The 16,666-nt window shown below is 59.0% G+C and carries 16 protein-coding genes; 2 read left to right on the top strand and 14 right to left on the bottom strand.

Annotated elements, in window-relative coordinates; translation table 11 throughout:
* Positions 1–2: 2 nt before the first annotated feature.
* From ODQ19_RS27270 to ODQ19_RS27230, 9 genes are all read right to left on the bottom strand, one after another.
* On the bottom strand, positions 3–608 hold the full coding sequence (locus ODQ19_RS27270; protein ID WP_116667115.1) for an START domain-containing protein: 606 nt from the start codon (positions 606–608) through the stop codon (positions 3–5).
* A 41-nt stretch (positions 609–649) separates the two neighbouring features.
* The gene (locus ODQ19_RS27265) at positions 650–904 is read right to left on the bottom strand and encodes a YkgJ family cysteine cluster protein (protein ID WP_116667116.1); all 255 of its coding nucleotides are present in this window, start codon (positions 902–904) and stop codon (positions 650–652) included.
* Between the two features lie 162 nt (positions 905–1,066).
* A complete protein-coding gene (locus tag ODQ19_RS27260) occupies positions 1,067–1,558 on the bottom strand; it encodes a translation initiation factor 2 (RefSeq protein ID WP_116667117.1) in 492 nt (163 codons plus the stop codon).
* Between the two features lie 93 nt (positions 1,559–1,651).
* Positions 1,652–3,091, bottom strand: coding sequence for an aminotransferase-like domain-containing protein (locus ODQ19_RS27255; RefSeq protein ID WP_003193472.1), 1,440 nt, complete (start codon positions 3,089–3,091; stop codon positions 1,652–1,654).
* A gap of 265 nt (positions 3,092–3,356) precedes the next feature.
* Complete coding sequence (locus tag ODQ19_RS27250) at positions 3,357–4,169, bottom strand: OmpA family protein (RefSeq protein ID WP_116667118.1); 813 nt, start codon at positions 4,167–4,169, stop codon at positions 3,357–3,359.
* Positions 4,166–4,528 (bottom strand): DUF4398 domain-containing protein, encoded by a 363-nt coding sequence (locus ODQ19_RS27245; protein ID WP_116667119.1) that lies wholly within the window; start codon positions 4,526–4,528, stop codon positions 4,166–4,168. Before ODQ19_RS27245 ends, ODQ19_RS27250 begins: the two co-directional genes overlap by 4 nt.
* Positions 4,529–4,537: 9 nt before the next feature.
* A complete protein-coding gene (locus ODQ19_RS27240; protein WP_330211743.1) occupies positions 4,538–5,353 on the bottom strand; it encodes a substrate-binding periplasmic protein in 816 nt (271 codons plus the stop codon).
* Positions 5,354–5,513: 160 nt separating this feature from the next.
* Complete coding sequence (locus ODQ19_RS27235; RefSeq protein ID WP_330211742.1) at positions 5,514–6,443, bottom strand: electron transfer flavoprotein subunit alpha/FixB family protein; 930 nt, start codon at positions 6,441–6,443, stop codon at positions 5,514–5,516.
* 2 nt (positions 6,444–6,445) lie between these two features.
* Positions 6,446–7,195 carry an electron transfer flavoprotein subunit beta/FixA family protein gene (locus tag ODQ19_RS27230; RefSeq protein ID WP_014719538.1) on the bottom strand — a complete coding sequence of 250 codons (750 nt, stop codon included), beginning with the start codon at positions 7,193–7,195 and terminating at the stop codon, positions 6,446–6,448.
* 515 nt (positions 7,196–7,710) lie between these two features.
* On the opposite strand from ODQ19_RS27230, the gene ODQ19_RS27225 reads away from it, so the two are divergent.
* Positions 7,711–9,375: an electron transfer flavoprotein-ubiquinone oxidoreductase gene (locus ODQ19_RS27225; protein WP_034126749.1), complete on the top strand. Its 1,665-nt coding sequence runs from the start codon at positions 7,711–7,713 to the stop codon at positions 9,373–9,375.
* 118 nt (positions 9,376–9,493) lie between these two features.
* On the opposite strand, the gene ODQ19_RS27220 is transcribed toward ODQ19_RS27225, so the two are convergent.
* Both ODQ19_RS27220 and ODQ19_RS27215 read right to left on the bottom strand, forming a co-directional pair.
* Entirely contained in the window at positions 9,494–11,881 is a 2,388-nt protein-coding gene (locus ODQ19_RS27220) for an OspG family effector kinase (protein WP_330211741.1), read from the bottom strand.
* Positions 11,882–12,047: 166 nt separating this feature from the next.
* A complete protein-coding gene (locus ODQ19_RS27215; RefSeq protein WP_116667125.1) occupies positions 12,048–12,941 on the bottom strand; it encodes an AraC family transcriptional regulator in 894 nt (297 codons plus the stop codon).
* Between the two features lie 180 nt (positions 12,942–13,121).
* Between ODQ19_RS27215 and ODQ19_RS27210 the strand changes: the two genes are divergently transcribed.
* Positions 13,122–14,174, top strand: a complete 1,053-nt coding sequence (locus tag ODQ19_RS27210; protein ID WP_032895697.1) for an NAD(P)-dependent alcohol dehydrogenase — start codon at positions 13,122–13,124, stop codon at positions 14,172–14,174.
* Here the strand turns inward: ODQ19_RS27210 and ODQ19_RS27205 are convergent, their stop codons facing one another.
* The 3 genes from ODQ19_RS27205 to ODQ19_RS27195 form a co-directional block, all read right to left on the bottom strand.
* Positions 14,175–14,978: an IclR family transcriptional regulator gene (locus ODQ19_RS27205; protein WP_330211740.1), complete on the bottom strand. Its 804-nt coding sequence runs from the start codon at positions 14,976–14,978 to the stop codon at positions 14,175–14,177.
* Between the two features lie 181 nt (positions 14,979–15,159).
* Entirely contained in the window at positions 15,160–16,125 is a 966-nt protein-coding gene (gene araH, locus ODQ19_RS27200) for an L-arabinose ABC transporter permease AraH (RefSeq protein WP_330211739.1), read from the bottom strand.
* 21 nt (positions 16,126–16,146) lie between these two features.
* Positions 16,147–16,666, bottom strand: a 520-nt coding sequence (locus ODQ19_RS27195; RefSeq protein ID WP_330211738.1) for an ATP-binding cassette domain-containing protein, incomplete at its 5' end; no start/stop codon positions are given.

The following is a 16,666-nucleotide window of genomic DNA, read 5'->3' as shown; positions in this document are numbered from 1 at the left end:
ACTTATTTTTCAGCGTGTTCTTTCAAGGCTTTCAAGGTGTTGAACGGCGCTTCCACCACGAACTTGTTGGCCAGCCACGAGGGGACACTGCCACCTGGCTCGGTGTGTACCTGGTAGGTGACTTCGGTCTGGTTATCGCCCTTTGGCACCAGTTTCCAGAAACCGTCCACCTGGGCAACCCGCACGTAGCCTTTTGCTTCTGGCTTGTAGGTCGGCACACCTTCCAGTTTGCGCGTGACGGTGCCGTCAGCGGCTTTGGTGGTGGTGACGTGGATGTACGAGTCGCGGTCCGTCACGGGGAACGGCGCCTTGAATTGGGTGTAGGTCCAGGCCTCGTCGCCTTTCTTGTCGACGAGTTGCTGGGATTTGCATTCATGGATCCATGCGCAAGCACCGACCACATCTTCCTGAAGCGCCTGGACCTTGGCCAAAGGCGCCTTGATCACCGTCACACCGCGATACGCCTTGTACTTGGAACCGGCAATCTCGCTCAGGGAGACCTTGATACCGTCTTCGTCCTTGGCGACTTGCCAATCCTCAGCCTGGGCAGTAGCCGCAAACAACAGCGTAAAACCGCACAGCACAGCCACTCGTTTCAGCGAACCCATCGTTGTATTCCTTATTGTTGAAGTTCCGATAGTAAAGCCCATCAAGCCGCCGTCATCTGTTCCCACCAACCGATCAGGCGGATGGCATCGGCCTGGTCATTGCCGCACACCTCAATATCGGCCTTGAAATCACTGCATACGGCTGGCCGCTGCGGTTGACCGAACAACTGGCACAGTTGTTCCGCCGACAAGTGCACGCAGCGAACGCCAGCGGGTTTGCCCTGGGGCATTCCCGGCAACGGTGAACTGATGGAGGGGGCAATGCAGCATGCGCCACAGCCTTCACGGCATTTCATGACCAGCAGGTCCTCGACGACTCAATAGGGATGGCCGGGCTAGAGTACGCCCTTAAACAGCCGTTTTAAAATGGCCCAACAGGGGTTTTTCGCACAAAACAAAAGTGACCGATCAGTCTGCGACAGATGGTCGGCGACCTGGGTCACCTGTGGTGCGAAAGATTATTGCTTGAATTCGAAATCCAGCGCAGCGCCTTCAACATCACGGCGCTCTTCGTTACGCAGTTGCAACTTCATCTCATTGCTGAGCAAGCGGCCGTTGATCTGGAACGCGCTGTTGTCGGTGGGCTTTTCGCCAAACATTGGCGGCAACAAGGGCACACTCTTGGGCTTGGGCATGGTGCCGATGGGTTGCAAGTGCCTGACCATATCCGAAGGCAGGGACAGGTCCAACTGTGCCGGTGGCAGTTTGGTCTGGGCGACTTCATGGGCCGACTTGGACTTGCTCGCCACGGGTGCACGCTTTTTGGTCGAGGCGGCTTTCTTTTGTGCGGCGGGGGCTTTTTTCGCAGGCGCTGGCTGCTTGGCTGAGGTCTTTTGCTCGGCACCGACAACAGGCTTGCCTTCAGCCACCGGCGCTGCAGCCAGCACGCTGCCAGCATTGCACAGGCTCAGCAGACCCAGCATCAACGTAACGCGAAAAATAGAAGTCATATCGCCAACAGCATTAACGGCAGAAGGCCATATGCTCGCTTGTTGTGCGCGGCATGACAAGGGCACAGATCAGTCTTGTCCCCTTTGCTCGCCTCAAAAACCCGCTGCGGCCTCCTGGCACAGTTGGCTGGCAAGCATTCCCAGGGTCATCAACGCCCTCTCCGCCTCACGGTTCCACGGCGTGCCGCAATTGAGGCGAATACAGTGGTTGAACTGTTCGGTATTACTGAAGATCAGCCCTGGCGCAATGCTGATGCCTTGTTGCAGGGCACGCACATGCAGTTCCTGGGTATTGACCCGCCCCGGTAAACTGACCCACAAGATAAAGCCGCCGGTCGGGCGGGTCATCTGGGTGCCTTCGGGAAAATACTGCTGCACCGCCAACTGGAAGGCGCTGAGGTTCTTGCGATATTCCTGGCGGATGTAGCGCAAATGACGGTCGTAGCCACCGTTTTCCAGATAGGCCGCGACGCCCATCTGCGTGACGCTGCAAGCAGAATGCGTGCTGAACATCTGCAGGCGTTGGATTTCCTGCTGGTACTTGCCGGCAATCATCCAGCCAATGCGCACGCCCGGCGACAAGGTCTTGGAAAAGCTTGAGCAATAGATCACCCGGTCGAGGCGGTCGTAGGCCTTGAGGGCTTTAGTGCGGCCGAGTTCGAACATCAACTCGCCGTAAATATCATCCTCGACGATCTGGATATCGAAGTCCGACGCCAGGCGCAGCAACTGTTTCTGTCGCTCCTCCGGCATGGTACCGCCCAGCGGGTTACTCAGGCGCGTGGTCAGCACCAGCGCCTTGATCGACCATTGGTTGGCGGCCAGTTGCAAGGCCTCCAGGCTCATGCCCGTGGCGGGGTCGCTGGGGATCTCGATAACCTTGAGGCCCAGCAGGTCAGCCAATTGCAGCAAGCCGTAATAGGTTGGTGATTCAGCCGCGATCAGGTCGCCAGGGCGCGTCAGCACGCGCAACGACATTTGCAATGCATCGACACAGCCGTGGGTGATCACCACTTCGGAAGGGTCCACTACCACGCCCGCATCACGCATGCGGATCGCCACCTGGCGGCGCAGTGGTTCGAAGCCAGGGCTGAACATGTAGCTGAAGGCCCGTGGGCTCTGGAAACGCGTGACCTTGGCCAACTGCTGATGCAGTGCCCGCACTGGCAGGTAGTCGACACTCGGCACCGCCGCACCCAACGGAAACACCCCTTCACGGCGCGACTCGACCAGCACCTGCTGGATGATGCTGCTACGGGTGACCAACCCTGGGCGCTCGACCCGTGCGATATCGGGCGTAGGCGCCGTGAGTGCTGGCGTCTGGTGCACGTAGTAGCCCGACTGCGGCCGCGCCCGGATCAGCCCCTGGTCTTCCAGGTTGGCGTAGGCCTGCAGCACCGTGGCATGGCTCACATTGAGCTGGGAACTCATCTTGCGCACCGACGGCACGCGCTCCCCCGGTTGGTAGACACCGCGCCGGATGTCCTCAGCCAGTTGCTGGGCAATACGTTGGTAAAGCAACAGATTGGTCATGACGCAGCACTCGATTTCACGGGTATTTTATTTTTGTGTGAAACATACCAGCACAGTTTAGAAGTGTACGGGGACAGTTGCCACAATAGTCGAGCGCGGGCGGGAGTGACAGTAAAAACTGCGGGGGGAGTTAGGGTGGGCATCGCCGAAACGAAATGTGGGAGCGGGCTTGCTCGCGAATGCGGTGGCTCAGTACTGGATGTGCTGACTGACACACCGTATTCGCGAGCAAGCCCGCTCCCACAATTTGGATCTGCGTCAGCTGTTAGCGGGCAGCGCCCAGTTGGCCTTTTTCGTCGGAGAACACAATTTCAACCCGGCGGTTCTGCGCACGACCACGCTCGGAGGCATTGGCTTCCACCGGGTATTGGTCGCCATAGCCCTCGACCTCGATGCGCTTGTCATCGATACCCAGGTCCATCAACAGGTCGGCCACCGATTGAGCACGGTCGCGGGACAGTTTCAGGTTTTCCTGCTCGCCACCGGTGTTGTCGGTGTAGCCCTCGACGCGCACCCGACGCTTGGGGTTCAGTTGCAGGAATTGCACGATCTTGAGCACCGTGCGGTTGGCCGAGTTCTGCAGCTCAGCTTCGCCGGTGTCGAACAGTACGTCCCCGAGGGTCATCACCAGGCCACGGTCGGTCTGGGTAGTGAGGCTGGCGATTTGCGCTTCAACCCACTTGCCCTGCTGTTGCACGCTGGCCAGCTTGTTTTCGCGCAAGGCCAGTTGCAGGCGCTGACGCTCCAACTCTAGTTGGGTGCCGCGCTCGGCATTCAGGCCCTGCTGGGTGTGCTCACGGGCGATGGCGCTGTAACGCTGGCTCAGGTAAGCGTAATGCACCACATCGGCGCCGCTGCCCCAGTAGCTGGACAGGCGATCGGCGCGGGCCAGGGACTCGCCGGCGCGGATCACGTCCTTGGGCGCGAAGCGCAGTACGTTGGCGTCTTCCTTGACCTTCTGAAAGTCATCGCCGGCCTGCTGCAACGCCTGCTCGCTCGTGGGTTGGCTGGCACAGCCGCCCAAGGCCGCGCCGCCCAGCAGCAGTACACAGCTCAAACTACGGATCATCGGGCTCATTGTGCGTCTCCCAACTGCAGTTGCTTACGCAGGCGAGTGATACGGGTATTGAGCACGTTCAATTGTTCCTGGCTCTTGCCGGTCAGCACTTTGGCCTCGGCCAGGCGCGCGTCCAACTCAGCCTGCTCGGCGCGCATACGCGCACGCTTGTAGGATTGGTCGGCCATGTTGCCCTTGGCCCTGGCGAATTTTTCTTCGGCCAGTTTCAGTTCGGGGGATTCATCGGTGTTGGCCCCGACCGCAGTGGCTTGTTCCAAAGCTTGCTGGGTCAGACGCATTTGTTCGATCGGCGCAGGATCGGTTGCACATCCTGCCAGCGCAACAACGGCGAGGGCCGCGAAAATAGCTCGAAAAATCACTGTAAATCCCTACTTTGTTGGGGTGCCGACAGGTTGTTGCAGTTGCGCTTTCCAACGCTCCAGATTGCGCTGCAGCGCGGCTTGAGCGGCACCGGAGGCGAGCAATTCTGTCATCTTTTTCGTCAGCTGTCCGCGCAGCCACGGATCATTGCAGGCCGAGTTGTGGGAAATCGCCAGGTATAGGCCAGGCTGATCGACAGGCACTGCATGGGCCACCAGGTCATTACTCATGCCCAGAGTCTGGGCCATGGCCATGCCGGAATAGCGCCCAGCCAGCACGTAGTCCACCTCACCCAGCAACAGTTTCTGAAAGGCCGGCGTCAAGCTGGGCAGGCGTTGCAGGTTGAGTTGCTGGCCGGCGAAGGTCTCGAACTCGGCGCTCAAGCGCGCACGTTCCGATACCGCACCTGTGTGGCCGTGCAAATCCGCGGCGGTGGAATAGACCAAGGCTGAATCCTTGCGCGTCCACACCAGGTAGTCGGTCTGCATCAGCGCCGGATGGATGTAGTCGAAGTGGTCCAGCTCACCCAGGTTCAGCGGTGCGTCGGCCAGGATGTCCATGCGCCCGCTACGCGCTTCATCCAGGGCCAGGGAGCGTTTGCCGCCGTAGAGCAGGTCGATTTTCAGCCCGAGGTCCTTGCCCACTTGTTGCAGCACGTCAGCGGTGGCGCCGATCAGGTGCGTAGGGTCCTGGGGGTCACGCCAGAGTAATGGCGGCGCGTCCGGGCTGCCGGTGATCACCAGACGCTCGCACTTGCCGGCGGCGAGCGTCAGGCTCGGCAGCAGCGTAAGGCCTAGCAGTACAGTCCAGGGGCGCAGCGCCATGGCATGTTCCTTCCTAAAGTGCTCGCGAAAAACGTCAACGATAACGCGTGCGTTCTGAATAAATGCGGCGCCTGTACGTTTTTCGCGAGCAAGCTCGCTCCTACAGGGAATAAAAAAGCCCGGTCATAAGACCGGGCTCTTTATAAGTGAAGTGGCTGGATTAGACCAGCTTCGAAAGCTCTGGTACGGCTTCGAACAAGTCCGCCACCAGGCCATAATCGGCTACCTGGAAGATCGGCGCTTCTTCGTCCTTGTTGATCGCAACGATCACCTTGGAATCTTTCATACCGGCCAAGTGCTGGATCGCGCCGGAGATACCGACGGCGATGTACAGCTGTGGCGCCACGATCTTGCCGGTCTGGCCGACCTGCATGTCGTTGGGTACGAAGCCTGCGTCAACGGCTGCGCGGGAAGCGCCGACCGCAGCGCCCAGCTTGTCGGCCAGGGCGTACAGGTGCTTGAAGTTGTCACCGTTCTGCATGCCACGCCCGCCGGAAACGACGATCTTGGCAGCGGTCAGTTCAGGACGGTCCGACTTGGCCAGCTCTTCGCCGACGAAGCTGGAAGTGCCAGCGTCGTGGGCAGCGGAGACGGCTTCAACGGCAGCCGAGCCACCTTCGGCAGCAACCGGGTCGAAACCGGTGGCACGCACGGTGATGACCTTGACCGAAGCATTGGACTGCACGGTGGCGATGGCGTTACCGGCGTAGATCGGGCGCTTGAAGGTATCGGCGCTTTCTACCGAGATGATCTCGGAGATCTGGTCAACGTCCAACTGCGCGGCAACGCGTGGCAGGATGTTTTTGCCGTTGGAGGTGGCGGCAGCCAGGATGTGGCTGTAGCTCTTGCCCAGCTCTGCTACCAGTGGTGCAACGTTTTCCGGCAGCTGATGCGCGTAAGCGGCATTGTCAGCGTTCAGGACTTTGCTCACGCCCGCGATTTTCGCAGCGGCTTCAACCACGGCGCCAGCGCCCTGCCCTGCTACCAAAACGTGGATGTCGCCACCGATTTTAGCGGCAGCGGCCACGGTGTTCAGGGTGGCCGGGGCCAGCACCTTGTTATCGTGTTCGGCGATTACGAGGATAGTCATGATCAGATCACCTTCGCTTCGTTTTTCAGTTTCTCGACCAGTTCAGCCACCGACTTGACCTTGATGCCCGCGCTGCGTGCAGCCGGCGCTTCGACTTTGACGGTCTTGTTGGTAGAGGCGGTGGAAACGCCCAAAGCGTCCGGAGTCAGCGTCTCCAGAGGCTTCTTCTTGGCTTTCATGATGTTTGGCAGGGACGCATAACGCGGCTCGTTCAAACGCAGGTCGGTGGTGACGATGGCCGGCAGTTTCAGGGAAACCGTCTGCGCGCCGCCGTCGATTTCACGGGTGACCGCAACGCTGTCGCCGCTCACTTCGACTTTCGAAGCGAAGGTGCCCTGGCCGTAGCCGGTCAGTGCAGCCAACATCTGGCCAGTCTGGTTGTTGTCGCTGTCGATGGCTTGTTTGCCCAGGATCACCAGTTGTGGCTGTTCCTTGTCGACAACGGCCTTGAGCAGCTTGGCAACGGCCAGGGAGGTCAGCTCTTCAGCGGACTCCACCAGAATGGCGCGGTCGGCGCCCAGGGCCAGAGCGGTACGCAACTGCTCTTGGGCAGTGGTCGGGCCGATGGACACCACGACGATTTCCGTCGCCACGCCTTTCTCTTTCAGGCGTACAGCTTCTTCCACAGCGATTTCGCAGAAAGGGTTCATCGACATCTTGACGTTAGCAAGGTCGACGCCGGAATTGTCCGCCTTGACGCGAACTTTCACGTTGTAATCGACAACGCGTTTGACAGCTACAAGAACCTTCATGGATTCCTCGTTACTCTCCGGTGAAAAGAAAGTCGCCTAGGCGAACCTGGCGGTTGATGCTCATCGGCACACAAGGGCACCTCCAAAGACCTCGGCAGTGGCCTTGCACACGGAAAATGACGACCGTTCGTCAGTGGTGACTGAGAGGTCATTCTTTATCGCGGCGTGTAAACTGCGCTCCAACGTTGGGGGCGCATCACCTTTATTGCCTTCGGCCTGTCTTTGGACGTGCTCTTGAAACCTGCAGTCTGCCTACGGGAAGCGCAAAACCGACCGTATCTTGACCGGAACGCCTATTCTGGTCAATACGGCAAAATGGTCAGTCATAAGCCCCGTTGCTTTGATTTATCTAGGCTGCAGGCAATTCAAACAAACGTTTGTATTGGACGCTGTCAGTGGTCTATATATAATGCGCCACCTAGAGAGACAGGTGGGTGCTGCCTTCGCGCAGAACCACACCGAACCTCCACCCATTAGAAAAAAAAGCCTGTTGAGCCTTGAGTAGGAGATAGCCTGTGGAACGCGAATACATGGAATTCGACGTGGTCATCGTCGGCGCTGGCCCAGCTGGCCTGTCTGCCGCCTGCCGACTGAAGCAGAAGGCCGCCGAAGCCGGTAAAGAAATCAGCGTCTGCGTGGTCGAGAAAGGTTCCGAAGTCGGCGCCCACATCCTCTCCGGTGCCGTGTTTGAACCACGTGCCTTGAATGAACTGTTCCCGGACTGGAAAGCACTCGGCGCCCCGCTCAACACCCCGGTGGTGCGCGACGACATCTATGTACTGCGCAGCCCGGAAGCCTCCACCAAGGTACCCGACTTCTTTGTGCCCAAAACCATGCACAACGAAGGCAACTACATCATTTCCCTGGGTAACCTGTGCCGCTGGCTGGCCCAGCAGGCCGAGAACCTGGGCGTGGAAATCTACCCAGGCTTCGCCGCTCAGGAAGCGCTGTTCGACGAGAACGGCGTGGTACGCGGCATCATCACTGGCGACCTCGGCGTTGACCGTGAAGGCAAGCCAAAAGACGGTCTGTACACCCCGGGCATGGAGCTGCGCGGCAAGTACACACTGTTTGCCGAAGGTTGCCGTGGCCACATCGGCAAGCAACTGATCCAGCGCTTCAACCTGGACAGCGACGCCGACGCCCAGCACTACGGCATTGGCCTGAAGGAAATCTGGGAAATCGACCCAGCCAAGCACCAGCCGGGCCTGGTGGTGCACACCGCCGGCTGGCCGCTGGACATCATGGGTAAAGAGAACACCGGTGGCTCGTTCCTCTATCACCTGGAAAACAACCAGGTGGTGGTTGGCCTGATCGTCGACCTGTCCTACAGCAACACCTTCCTGTCGCCGTTCGATGAATTCCAGCGCCTCAAGCATCACCCGGTGCTGGCCCAGTACCTGGAAGGCGGCAAGCGGGTCAGCTACGGCGCCCGCGCGATCTGCAAAGGTGGCCTGAATTCGCTGCCGAAGATGGTCTTCAAGGGCGGCGCGCTGATCGGTTGCGATCTGGGCACCCTGAACTTCGCCAAGATCAAAGGCAGCCATACCGCGATGAAGTCCGGCATGCTCGCCGCCGACGCCGTGGCCGACCGCCTGTTTGCCGAATCCGAGGGCGGTGATGAACTGACCACGTATGTCGACAGCTTCAAAGCCAGCTGGCTGTACGAAGAACTGTTCGCCAGCCGCAATTTCGGCCCGGCCGTGCACAAGTTCGGCGCGATCATTGGCGGCGGTTTCAACTGGCTCGACCAGAACATTTTCGGCGGCAAGATCCCTTTCACCCTGCACGACACCAAGCCGGACTACGCCTGCCTGAAGCTGGCCAAAGACAGCCAGAAGATCGACTACCCCAAACCCGACGGCAAGCTGAGCTTCGACAAACTGAGCTCGGTGTTCATCTCCGGCACCAACCATGAAGAAGAACAACCGTGCCACCTGAAACTCAAGGACCCAAGCATCCCGATCGGCACCAACCTGCCGCTCTACGATGAACCGGCGCAGCGCTACTGCCCGGCTGGCGTGTATGAAGTGGTGACCAAGGAAGACGGCGAGAAACGCTTCCAGATCAACGCCCAGAACTGCGTGCACTGCAAGACCTGTGACATCAAGGACCCTTCGCAGAACATCACCTGGGTGACGCCGGAAGGTGCGGGCGGGCCGACTTACCCGAATATGTAAGGCCGCTTGACTAGTAGTTCTACTATGATCGTGTGACCAAGCGGCACCGGCTGAATCAATGGTTTCTTCGATTCAGCCGGTGGACGTGCTCTCAGCGGTGCTAAAATCGCTGATCGGCTCAACTGACGGCATTCGTTTTCAACGACTCCAACAATTCGACCATTTCTTCAAAAGATTGGTTATCTGGTTGAATCTGTTCCATCAGCTCCCAAATACTGTAGCGGTCATTAGACTGTGCCAGGTTAACCCCTGCCGTCTTCGCCGAACCAAAATCCACCGGATAACACTTGCGAGTATTGGCGTCGTAAAGAATATTCCTTGCGGCCAAGTCATTGTGAGCAATGCCGGCGTTTTCCAATTCGACCAGCATATTCAACACGCTGGCTGACAAGCCCTGGGGCAAGGCTTTATCCCCGGCCATCAGTTGCTCAAGCGATTCTCCCGGCACTTTGGGCATACGCATATAGGAAACGGTGTCAGCAGCATTGCTGCCAAGGAACGTCGCACGCTGTTCTCCATAATATCGGTTAAATAACGCCACCTCATTTTTCATATCGGCAATGCGCTTGGCAGCCGGTAAAGGGAACGTTACTTTGATCATATAGTCAGCATCGTCCGGGTCGGCATACACCATCGCACGGGAGCCAAACCCGACGGGGTCTTTCAATCGTCCCTCAAATTCATCCAGCCCACCGCCCATGACGCCTCTTCGACGCCAAATACCCTGAGCATCGGGCTTGGCAACAATGGCGCTGCTGGCCAACTGGTCGGGGTCATGTGGATCGACTACACGCAAAATGTAATGCGTTCCGTCCCCGGCATCAGGGGCATTGGCGACGTAATAGGGTTTGCCACCTAACTCGATTTCCCGCATACCTGGAAAAGACGCGCCAGTATTGGGTGCTCTCATCAATTGCAGGTCGTTTGTCTGTGAGTCAAGTTCCCAGCGGTAGTGTTGGGCGCCAGCGCTATTGGTTAACGAGGGTTCTCCCAACTCTACATCTGCCTTCGCCATTGCAATTTCATGGGCCAGTTGCAGACCCGAGATCACCGCGGCGGCACCGCCGGCTACTCGATCATTTTGCGTCATGCCATCAACGGCGTCATGAACCCCGAAGACAATGTTGCCGGTGTTACCGATGATGGGCAGGTAACCGAAGGTATTGCCCCAAAATTCTTTCGCGGCTTTCCAGTTCTGCTGCGACGCACCGAAGACCTCAGTCTGGTCGGCCCACCTTGCGTCTTTTGCGTTAACAGCCTGAAAGTGAGAGGCAATGCCGCTCTTCAGATCGCCAAACTTCAAGTAATAATCACTGTCTCTCGATTGGGTGTAGTTGAATGTCTCCCGAACGGGTACGGCCCTATCCGCAAGCAGATTTTTTCTGCCTGGGAAGGTGGCGCTATTACCGTGAATAAGCGCCCCCAGAACATAGTCTGCCCGTGGCCAATGCGCGTCTTTGCCGCCTTGCCGGTCACGGGCGTTGAAACTGTTCTGCACATGAGCACGATTTCTTTCAGCCCATTTGGCAAAGTCATCATCCCCATGCAGTTCACTGACAGTGCCGCGTCTCAAATCGACCATTAAGCCTTTATCAGGTCGATGGTCATAATCACCGTGATAATGGACATAAGGAACAAAGGCATAACCTGCCAGAGAGTAACCGTATATATTTGGAACAACGACGTTTCCATTGTCCTCAAGTGTACGAATGATGGCTTTCTGGCCCGCCGGCGTAAGCTGACCGAACATAGCCTCGTCGTCATGCAGACCTTGCAATGTCCCCTTGACCACATAGGCGTCCGCTTTCCCCGAGCGCTCTGCGAGCTTGCCCTCAGGGTCGCGCATCGGCTTGGCTACTTCTTGCTCCCAATGACGTTGAAGTACGCTGCCCAAGGCCTCAAGGTGGTTGACCATTTCCTTGGCTTGCGCATTGATATGCATGCCTTGGGCGTTCAACTGGCCCCCCGGCGCCACTTTATCGTGCTTCAACGCACCGGCTGCAATTTGCCATGCCAAGTAGGTGCGTTCATCCTGATTAGTCAGATGCGAGACACCATTGAGTTCCTTGACGTAAGACTGGAACGTCACCGTGATTTTTTGATGTGGGTCGTACCCCGCCGCCAGCAATCCACCGCTGAAATAACCTGCAGGCTCCAAGAACGGACGCAGGTGCTGGAATCTGATATTGCGTTGGCCTTCGTCGCCAGTTTCCATAGTCCGGACCTGCGCAACAACGCGACCAGCATAGGCATTGATTCGCCGTTCACGCTCGCCAAACGTATACCTCGCGGTAGGCGGTGTTACATCGAGCGAGCCGTAAATTACACCCTTGGAAAAATCAAGTTCGTGACTCGGGTCAGGGGTGACTGTCGTGTTGTTGGCAACACTCACTTTCATGCCTGCCGGACCGTTAACCTCACCTGCGGTTACAGTGTTTGCAGGCAGCGCAGAAGCGGATTGCTGGGTGCTGATACGAATCGTATGAGTGAGGGGCTGAACTTTCACGCGCACTACCTCCTTGGTTCCAGACGCTAATTCGCCTGGTGCAATCGTGAGTGCATAACAAGCCAGAGCCGTTCCGTTGCCACCGCGCAGAAACAGTTATCAGGTATTGCCCCCCTATTCGATCTTCATGCAAGCAAGGCTTATCTGGCAGGCGTACCCGGCAGACTCAGGCGGCTCGCTCTTCACCAGGGTTACGCAAAAAGTAACGCTTATATTCGCGACTGAACTGCGACGTACTCTGGTACCCCACCTTGTGCGCCGCCTGCGCCACGCTCATGCCTTCCACCAGCAGCAGTTGCTGGGCCTTCAATAACCGCAAGCGCTTGAGGTACTGCACCGGCGACAACAAGGTGCAGCGTTTGAAATGCTCATGAAAGGTCGACGCGCTCATGTGCGCAAACCCGGCCAACGTCTCGATATTCAGCGGCTCGGCGTAATGGGCATGCAGGTGATTCAATGAGGTGGCGATGCGCGAAAACTGGCCCTGCTGTTCGACCAGTGCGCGCAACACATCCGCCTGGGGCCCACGCAAGGCGGTGAACAACAATTCACGCACCCGCGCCGGGCCCATGATCCGGCTTTCCAGCGGATCGTGCAGGCACTGCAACAACCGCTCGACGCAGCCGCGCATCGCATCGTCCAGCACCACCGAACTCATCGACTCCAAGGTCTGCGCGGTCGGCGGCGGCCCGGCTTGCATGCCCATGGCAATCACCAACTCGCCCAACACCACGCGGTCGATGCCTACCGTCACGCCATACAGCGGCGCCTCGGGGGCCATGGCAAAGGTCTCGCATTCGAACGGCACCGGCATGGCCTGGATCAGGTAATGCCCGGCGCCATACTCCAGCGTGCGCGGGCCGAGGTAGGCGACCTTGCTGCCTTGGGCCACGAACATCAGGCTTGGCTCATAGATCTGCGGCCCACGCGCCACATCGCAACTGGCACGCAGCACCTGCACTCCGGGCAGGTGAGTCGGGGAAAAACCATCGCGGGGCGTGAGCCCTTCGATCAAGGAAACCAGCGTGGCATTGGCATCCAAATGGCGGGTCAACAGCATGGCAAAAAACTTCGCGAATGAGGGATGACACCATCATCGCAGGTCTGGCGGCCAATATATCCAAACCTCAGGCACTGCCGGACGAATAGGCATGAGACTCGGAGCATTTGCCATGTTCGCGCCAGAGGCCTGCGCGCAGAATTTGCCGCCTCTGCAGTCCAAGCTTTTGTGAGGTTTACTATGTACACCGCCATCGGTTACGCCGCCCAGTCGGCCACCACGCCCCTCGCCCCGATGTCTTTTGAACGCCGCAGCCCGCGCGTCGATGACGTGGCAATCGAGATTCTTTACTGCGGCGTATGCCACTCCGACATCCACCAGGCGCGCAACGAGTGGGGCATCGCCGTGTACCCGCTGATGCCGGGCCACGAGATTGTCGGCAAAGTCACCGCCGTCGGCGCCAACGTGACTGCCCATAAAGTCGGCGACCTGGTGGGCGTAGGCTGCATGGTGGACTCGTGCCGTCACTGCGAAGCCTGCCAATCAGACCTTGAGCAGTATTGCCTCGAAGGCCCGACCATGACCTACGCCACGCCGGACCGCGTGGATGGCAGCAACACCATGGGCGGCTACTCCGACAGCATCGTAGTCAGCGAACACTTCGTGGTGAAGATCCCGGCCAAACTCGACCTGGCCAGCGCTGCGCCGATCCTGTGCGCAGGCATCACCACCTACTCGCCCCTCAAGCACTACGGCGTGAAGGCCGGCGATAAAGTCGGGATCCTCGGCATGGGCGGCCTGGGCCACATGGGCATCAAGTTCGCCAAGGCCATGGGCGCCGAAGTCACGTTGTTCACGCGCTCGGCCAGCAAGGCCGAGGAAGGCCGTCGCCAGGGCGCTGACCATGTGATCGTGTCCACCGATGCCGAGCAGATGAAGGCTGCTGCCGGACACTTCGACTTCCTGCTCGACACCATCCCGGTGCAGCACGACCTGAACCCCTACCTCGACGTGCTGCGCTTTGACGGCGTGCATATCCTGGTCGGCCTGATCGAGCCGGTGGACCCGCCCGTCAACGCCGCCAAGCTGGTGCTGGGCCGTAAAGTGTTGGCCGGTTCGCTGATCGGCGGTATTGCCGAAACCCAGGAGGTCCTGGATTTCTGCGCCGAGCATGGCATTACCTGCGACATCGAGATGCTCGACATCCGGCAGATCAACGAGGCTTACACGCGCATGATCGCCGGCGACGTGAAGTACCGCTTTGTCATCGATATGGCGAGCCTCAAAGCCTGATCAGGCCTTGGCGCCCAACTCCGCTGACAGCCGGGCTGCGACCTGTTTGATCACAGGGATCAGCTCGGCCATTTTCTCCAGCGGCATGTAGGGCACCGTACTGGCGATGCTGATACCGGCGACAATGCGCCCGCTGGCATCGCGCACCGGTGCGGCCACGCAGCGGATCGAAGGCTCGTTGTCTTCCAGGTCAAACGCGTAGCCACCCTCGACATACCCATGCATGCGTTGTTCGAACTGCACCCAGGATTGCTCCGGGTGCTGCGGCCATTGCAGGCTTTTGCCCGCCGTCGGCAAGCTCGCCTCGTACAAGCGCTGCCACTCCTGCGGCGAATCATCCAGCATCAACGCCTTGCCGATACCGGTGCGCGCCAACGGCATGCGATGGCCGACCCGCGAGCGCATTTCCGGGCCGTTGCGGCCGGGGTTCTTGTGCAGGTACAGCACCTCGTCGTATTCACGAATCGCCAGGTGAATGGTGTCACCGGTCAGCGCCGACAACTCATCCAGGTACGGCACCGCCAGGTTCACCAGGGGCAACTCTTCACGGGCCTGGAACCCCAACTCGATCAGCTTGGGCCCCAGCAGATAACCGACCTGGGGCACCACGCGCAGGTAACGCTCGTCCACCAGGCAACTGGCCAGTCGGTGCGTTGTGCTGCGCGTGGTGCCGATGCGCCGGGCGATCTCCTTGAGATCCCGCGCACCAGCCGCTACCGCTTGCACCACGCCCAGGCCGCGCAACAGGGTCTGGGTGCCGGTGGGGGCGGCGTCTTTGACGGGGGTGGGGGCGTTTTCCTGCATATCGGGCCTATAAGTATGAAAGCGGGGGCATTATGGCAAATACGGCCCTCCTGAACACAGGAGATCCAAGGTGGGAGCTGGCTTGCCTGCGATGGCGGTGGGTCAGTTAAAGATAGGTTGGCTGACACACCGCTATCGCAGACAAGCCAGCTCCCACAGTTTGATCTTCACAGGGCGAACATTAACGTTGTTTCATACGATCGATTATCACCGCCAGCAACAGAATCGAGCCACGAATCACATATTGGTAAAAGGTATCGATGTTCTTCAGGTTCATCGCATTCTCGATGATCGCCAGAATCAGCACCCCGGCAATCACATGGCGGATCATGCCAATGCCGCCGCTCAACGACACCCCGCCCAGCACACAGGCCGAGATCACTGTCAGCTCGAACCCCTGGCCAATCATCGGCTGGCCCGAGGTCATGCGTGACGCGAGGATCACCCCGGCCAGGGCGCCGATCAAACCGTGCACGGCAAAGATGATGATCTTGGTACGATCGACATTCACGCCCGCGAGCAACGCGGCTTCTTGGTTGCCGCCAATGGCCATGGTGTTGCGCCCATAGGTGGTGTAATTGAGCAGCCAGCCAAAGAACACAAAGCACAGTACGGTGATAATGATCGGCACCGGCACGCCCAGCAGTTGGCCGTTGCCGAACACGAAGAACCCTTCATTCATCACCCCCACCGCCTTGCCGTTGGAGAAGATGTAGGCCAGGCCACGTACGATTTGCATGGTCGCCAGCGTGGCAATCAACGCATTGATGCGCAGCTTGGCGATCACGATGCCGTTGATCAGCCCTACCACCAGGCCCATGGCCAAGGCCGCCGACACGCCGAGTACCACGCTGTCGGTGTCGCGCATCACGATGCCCGCCACCACCCCGGCGCAGGCGATCACCGAGCCTACCGACAAATCGAAGTGCCCCGAGGCCAGGCAGAACAGCATGGTGCACGCGGCAATACCGACAGTCGAAATCGCCAGGCCCAGACCGCGCATGTTCAGCGGCGAAAGGAAGTTGTCGATGAACACCGCGCTGAGCACAAAAATGCTCAGCGCCGCCAGCAGCATCACCCAGTCATCGAGAAATTTGCGCTGGTTGAAACCCGGCCAAAAGCCCTTTGCAGTTTTTACCTCAGACATAGCCAACCCTCTTATTTTTGTTCAAGCCCGAGACTGTGGCAGCGCTAGTTGCAGCAGGCGCGCTTCATCCGCTTGGGCGCGGGGCAACTCACCGGTCAAGGCGCCTTCACTCATCACCAGGATGCGGTCGCAGATGCCCATCACTTCCATCAAGTCGCTGGACACCACGATCACCGCGATGCCACTGGCCGCCAGGTTATGGATGATCTGGTAGATCTCCGACTTGGCGCCGATGTCGATACCCCGGGTGGGTTCATCCAGCAGCAGGACCTTCATCGGCATCGACAACCAGCGGCCAAGAATGGCTTTCTGCTGATTACCGCCGGACAGGTAAAGGATTTTCTGCGCCGCGTTCGGCGTTTTGACCCGCATCGCCTGGATCTGTTTATCGGCGTTACCTTTCTCCCAGCCTTCGCGCAACAGCCAGCCAAAGGTGGAATGGGCACCACGGGCGCTGATATTGATGTTTTCAGCGACGCTGCCCAGCGGGATGATGCCCTCTTTCTTGCGGTCTTCCGGACACAGCAATACCCCGGCGGCG

This window comes from Pseudomonas sp. AM4(2022) (assembly GCF_036346515.1).
Classification (GTDB): domain Bacteria; phylum Pseudomonadota; class Gammaproteobacteria; order Pseudomonadales; family Pseudomonadaceae; genus Aquipseudomonas; species Aquipseudomonas paracarnis.
This window is presented reverse-complemented; position numbering and strand designations above follow the sequence as displayed.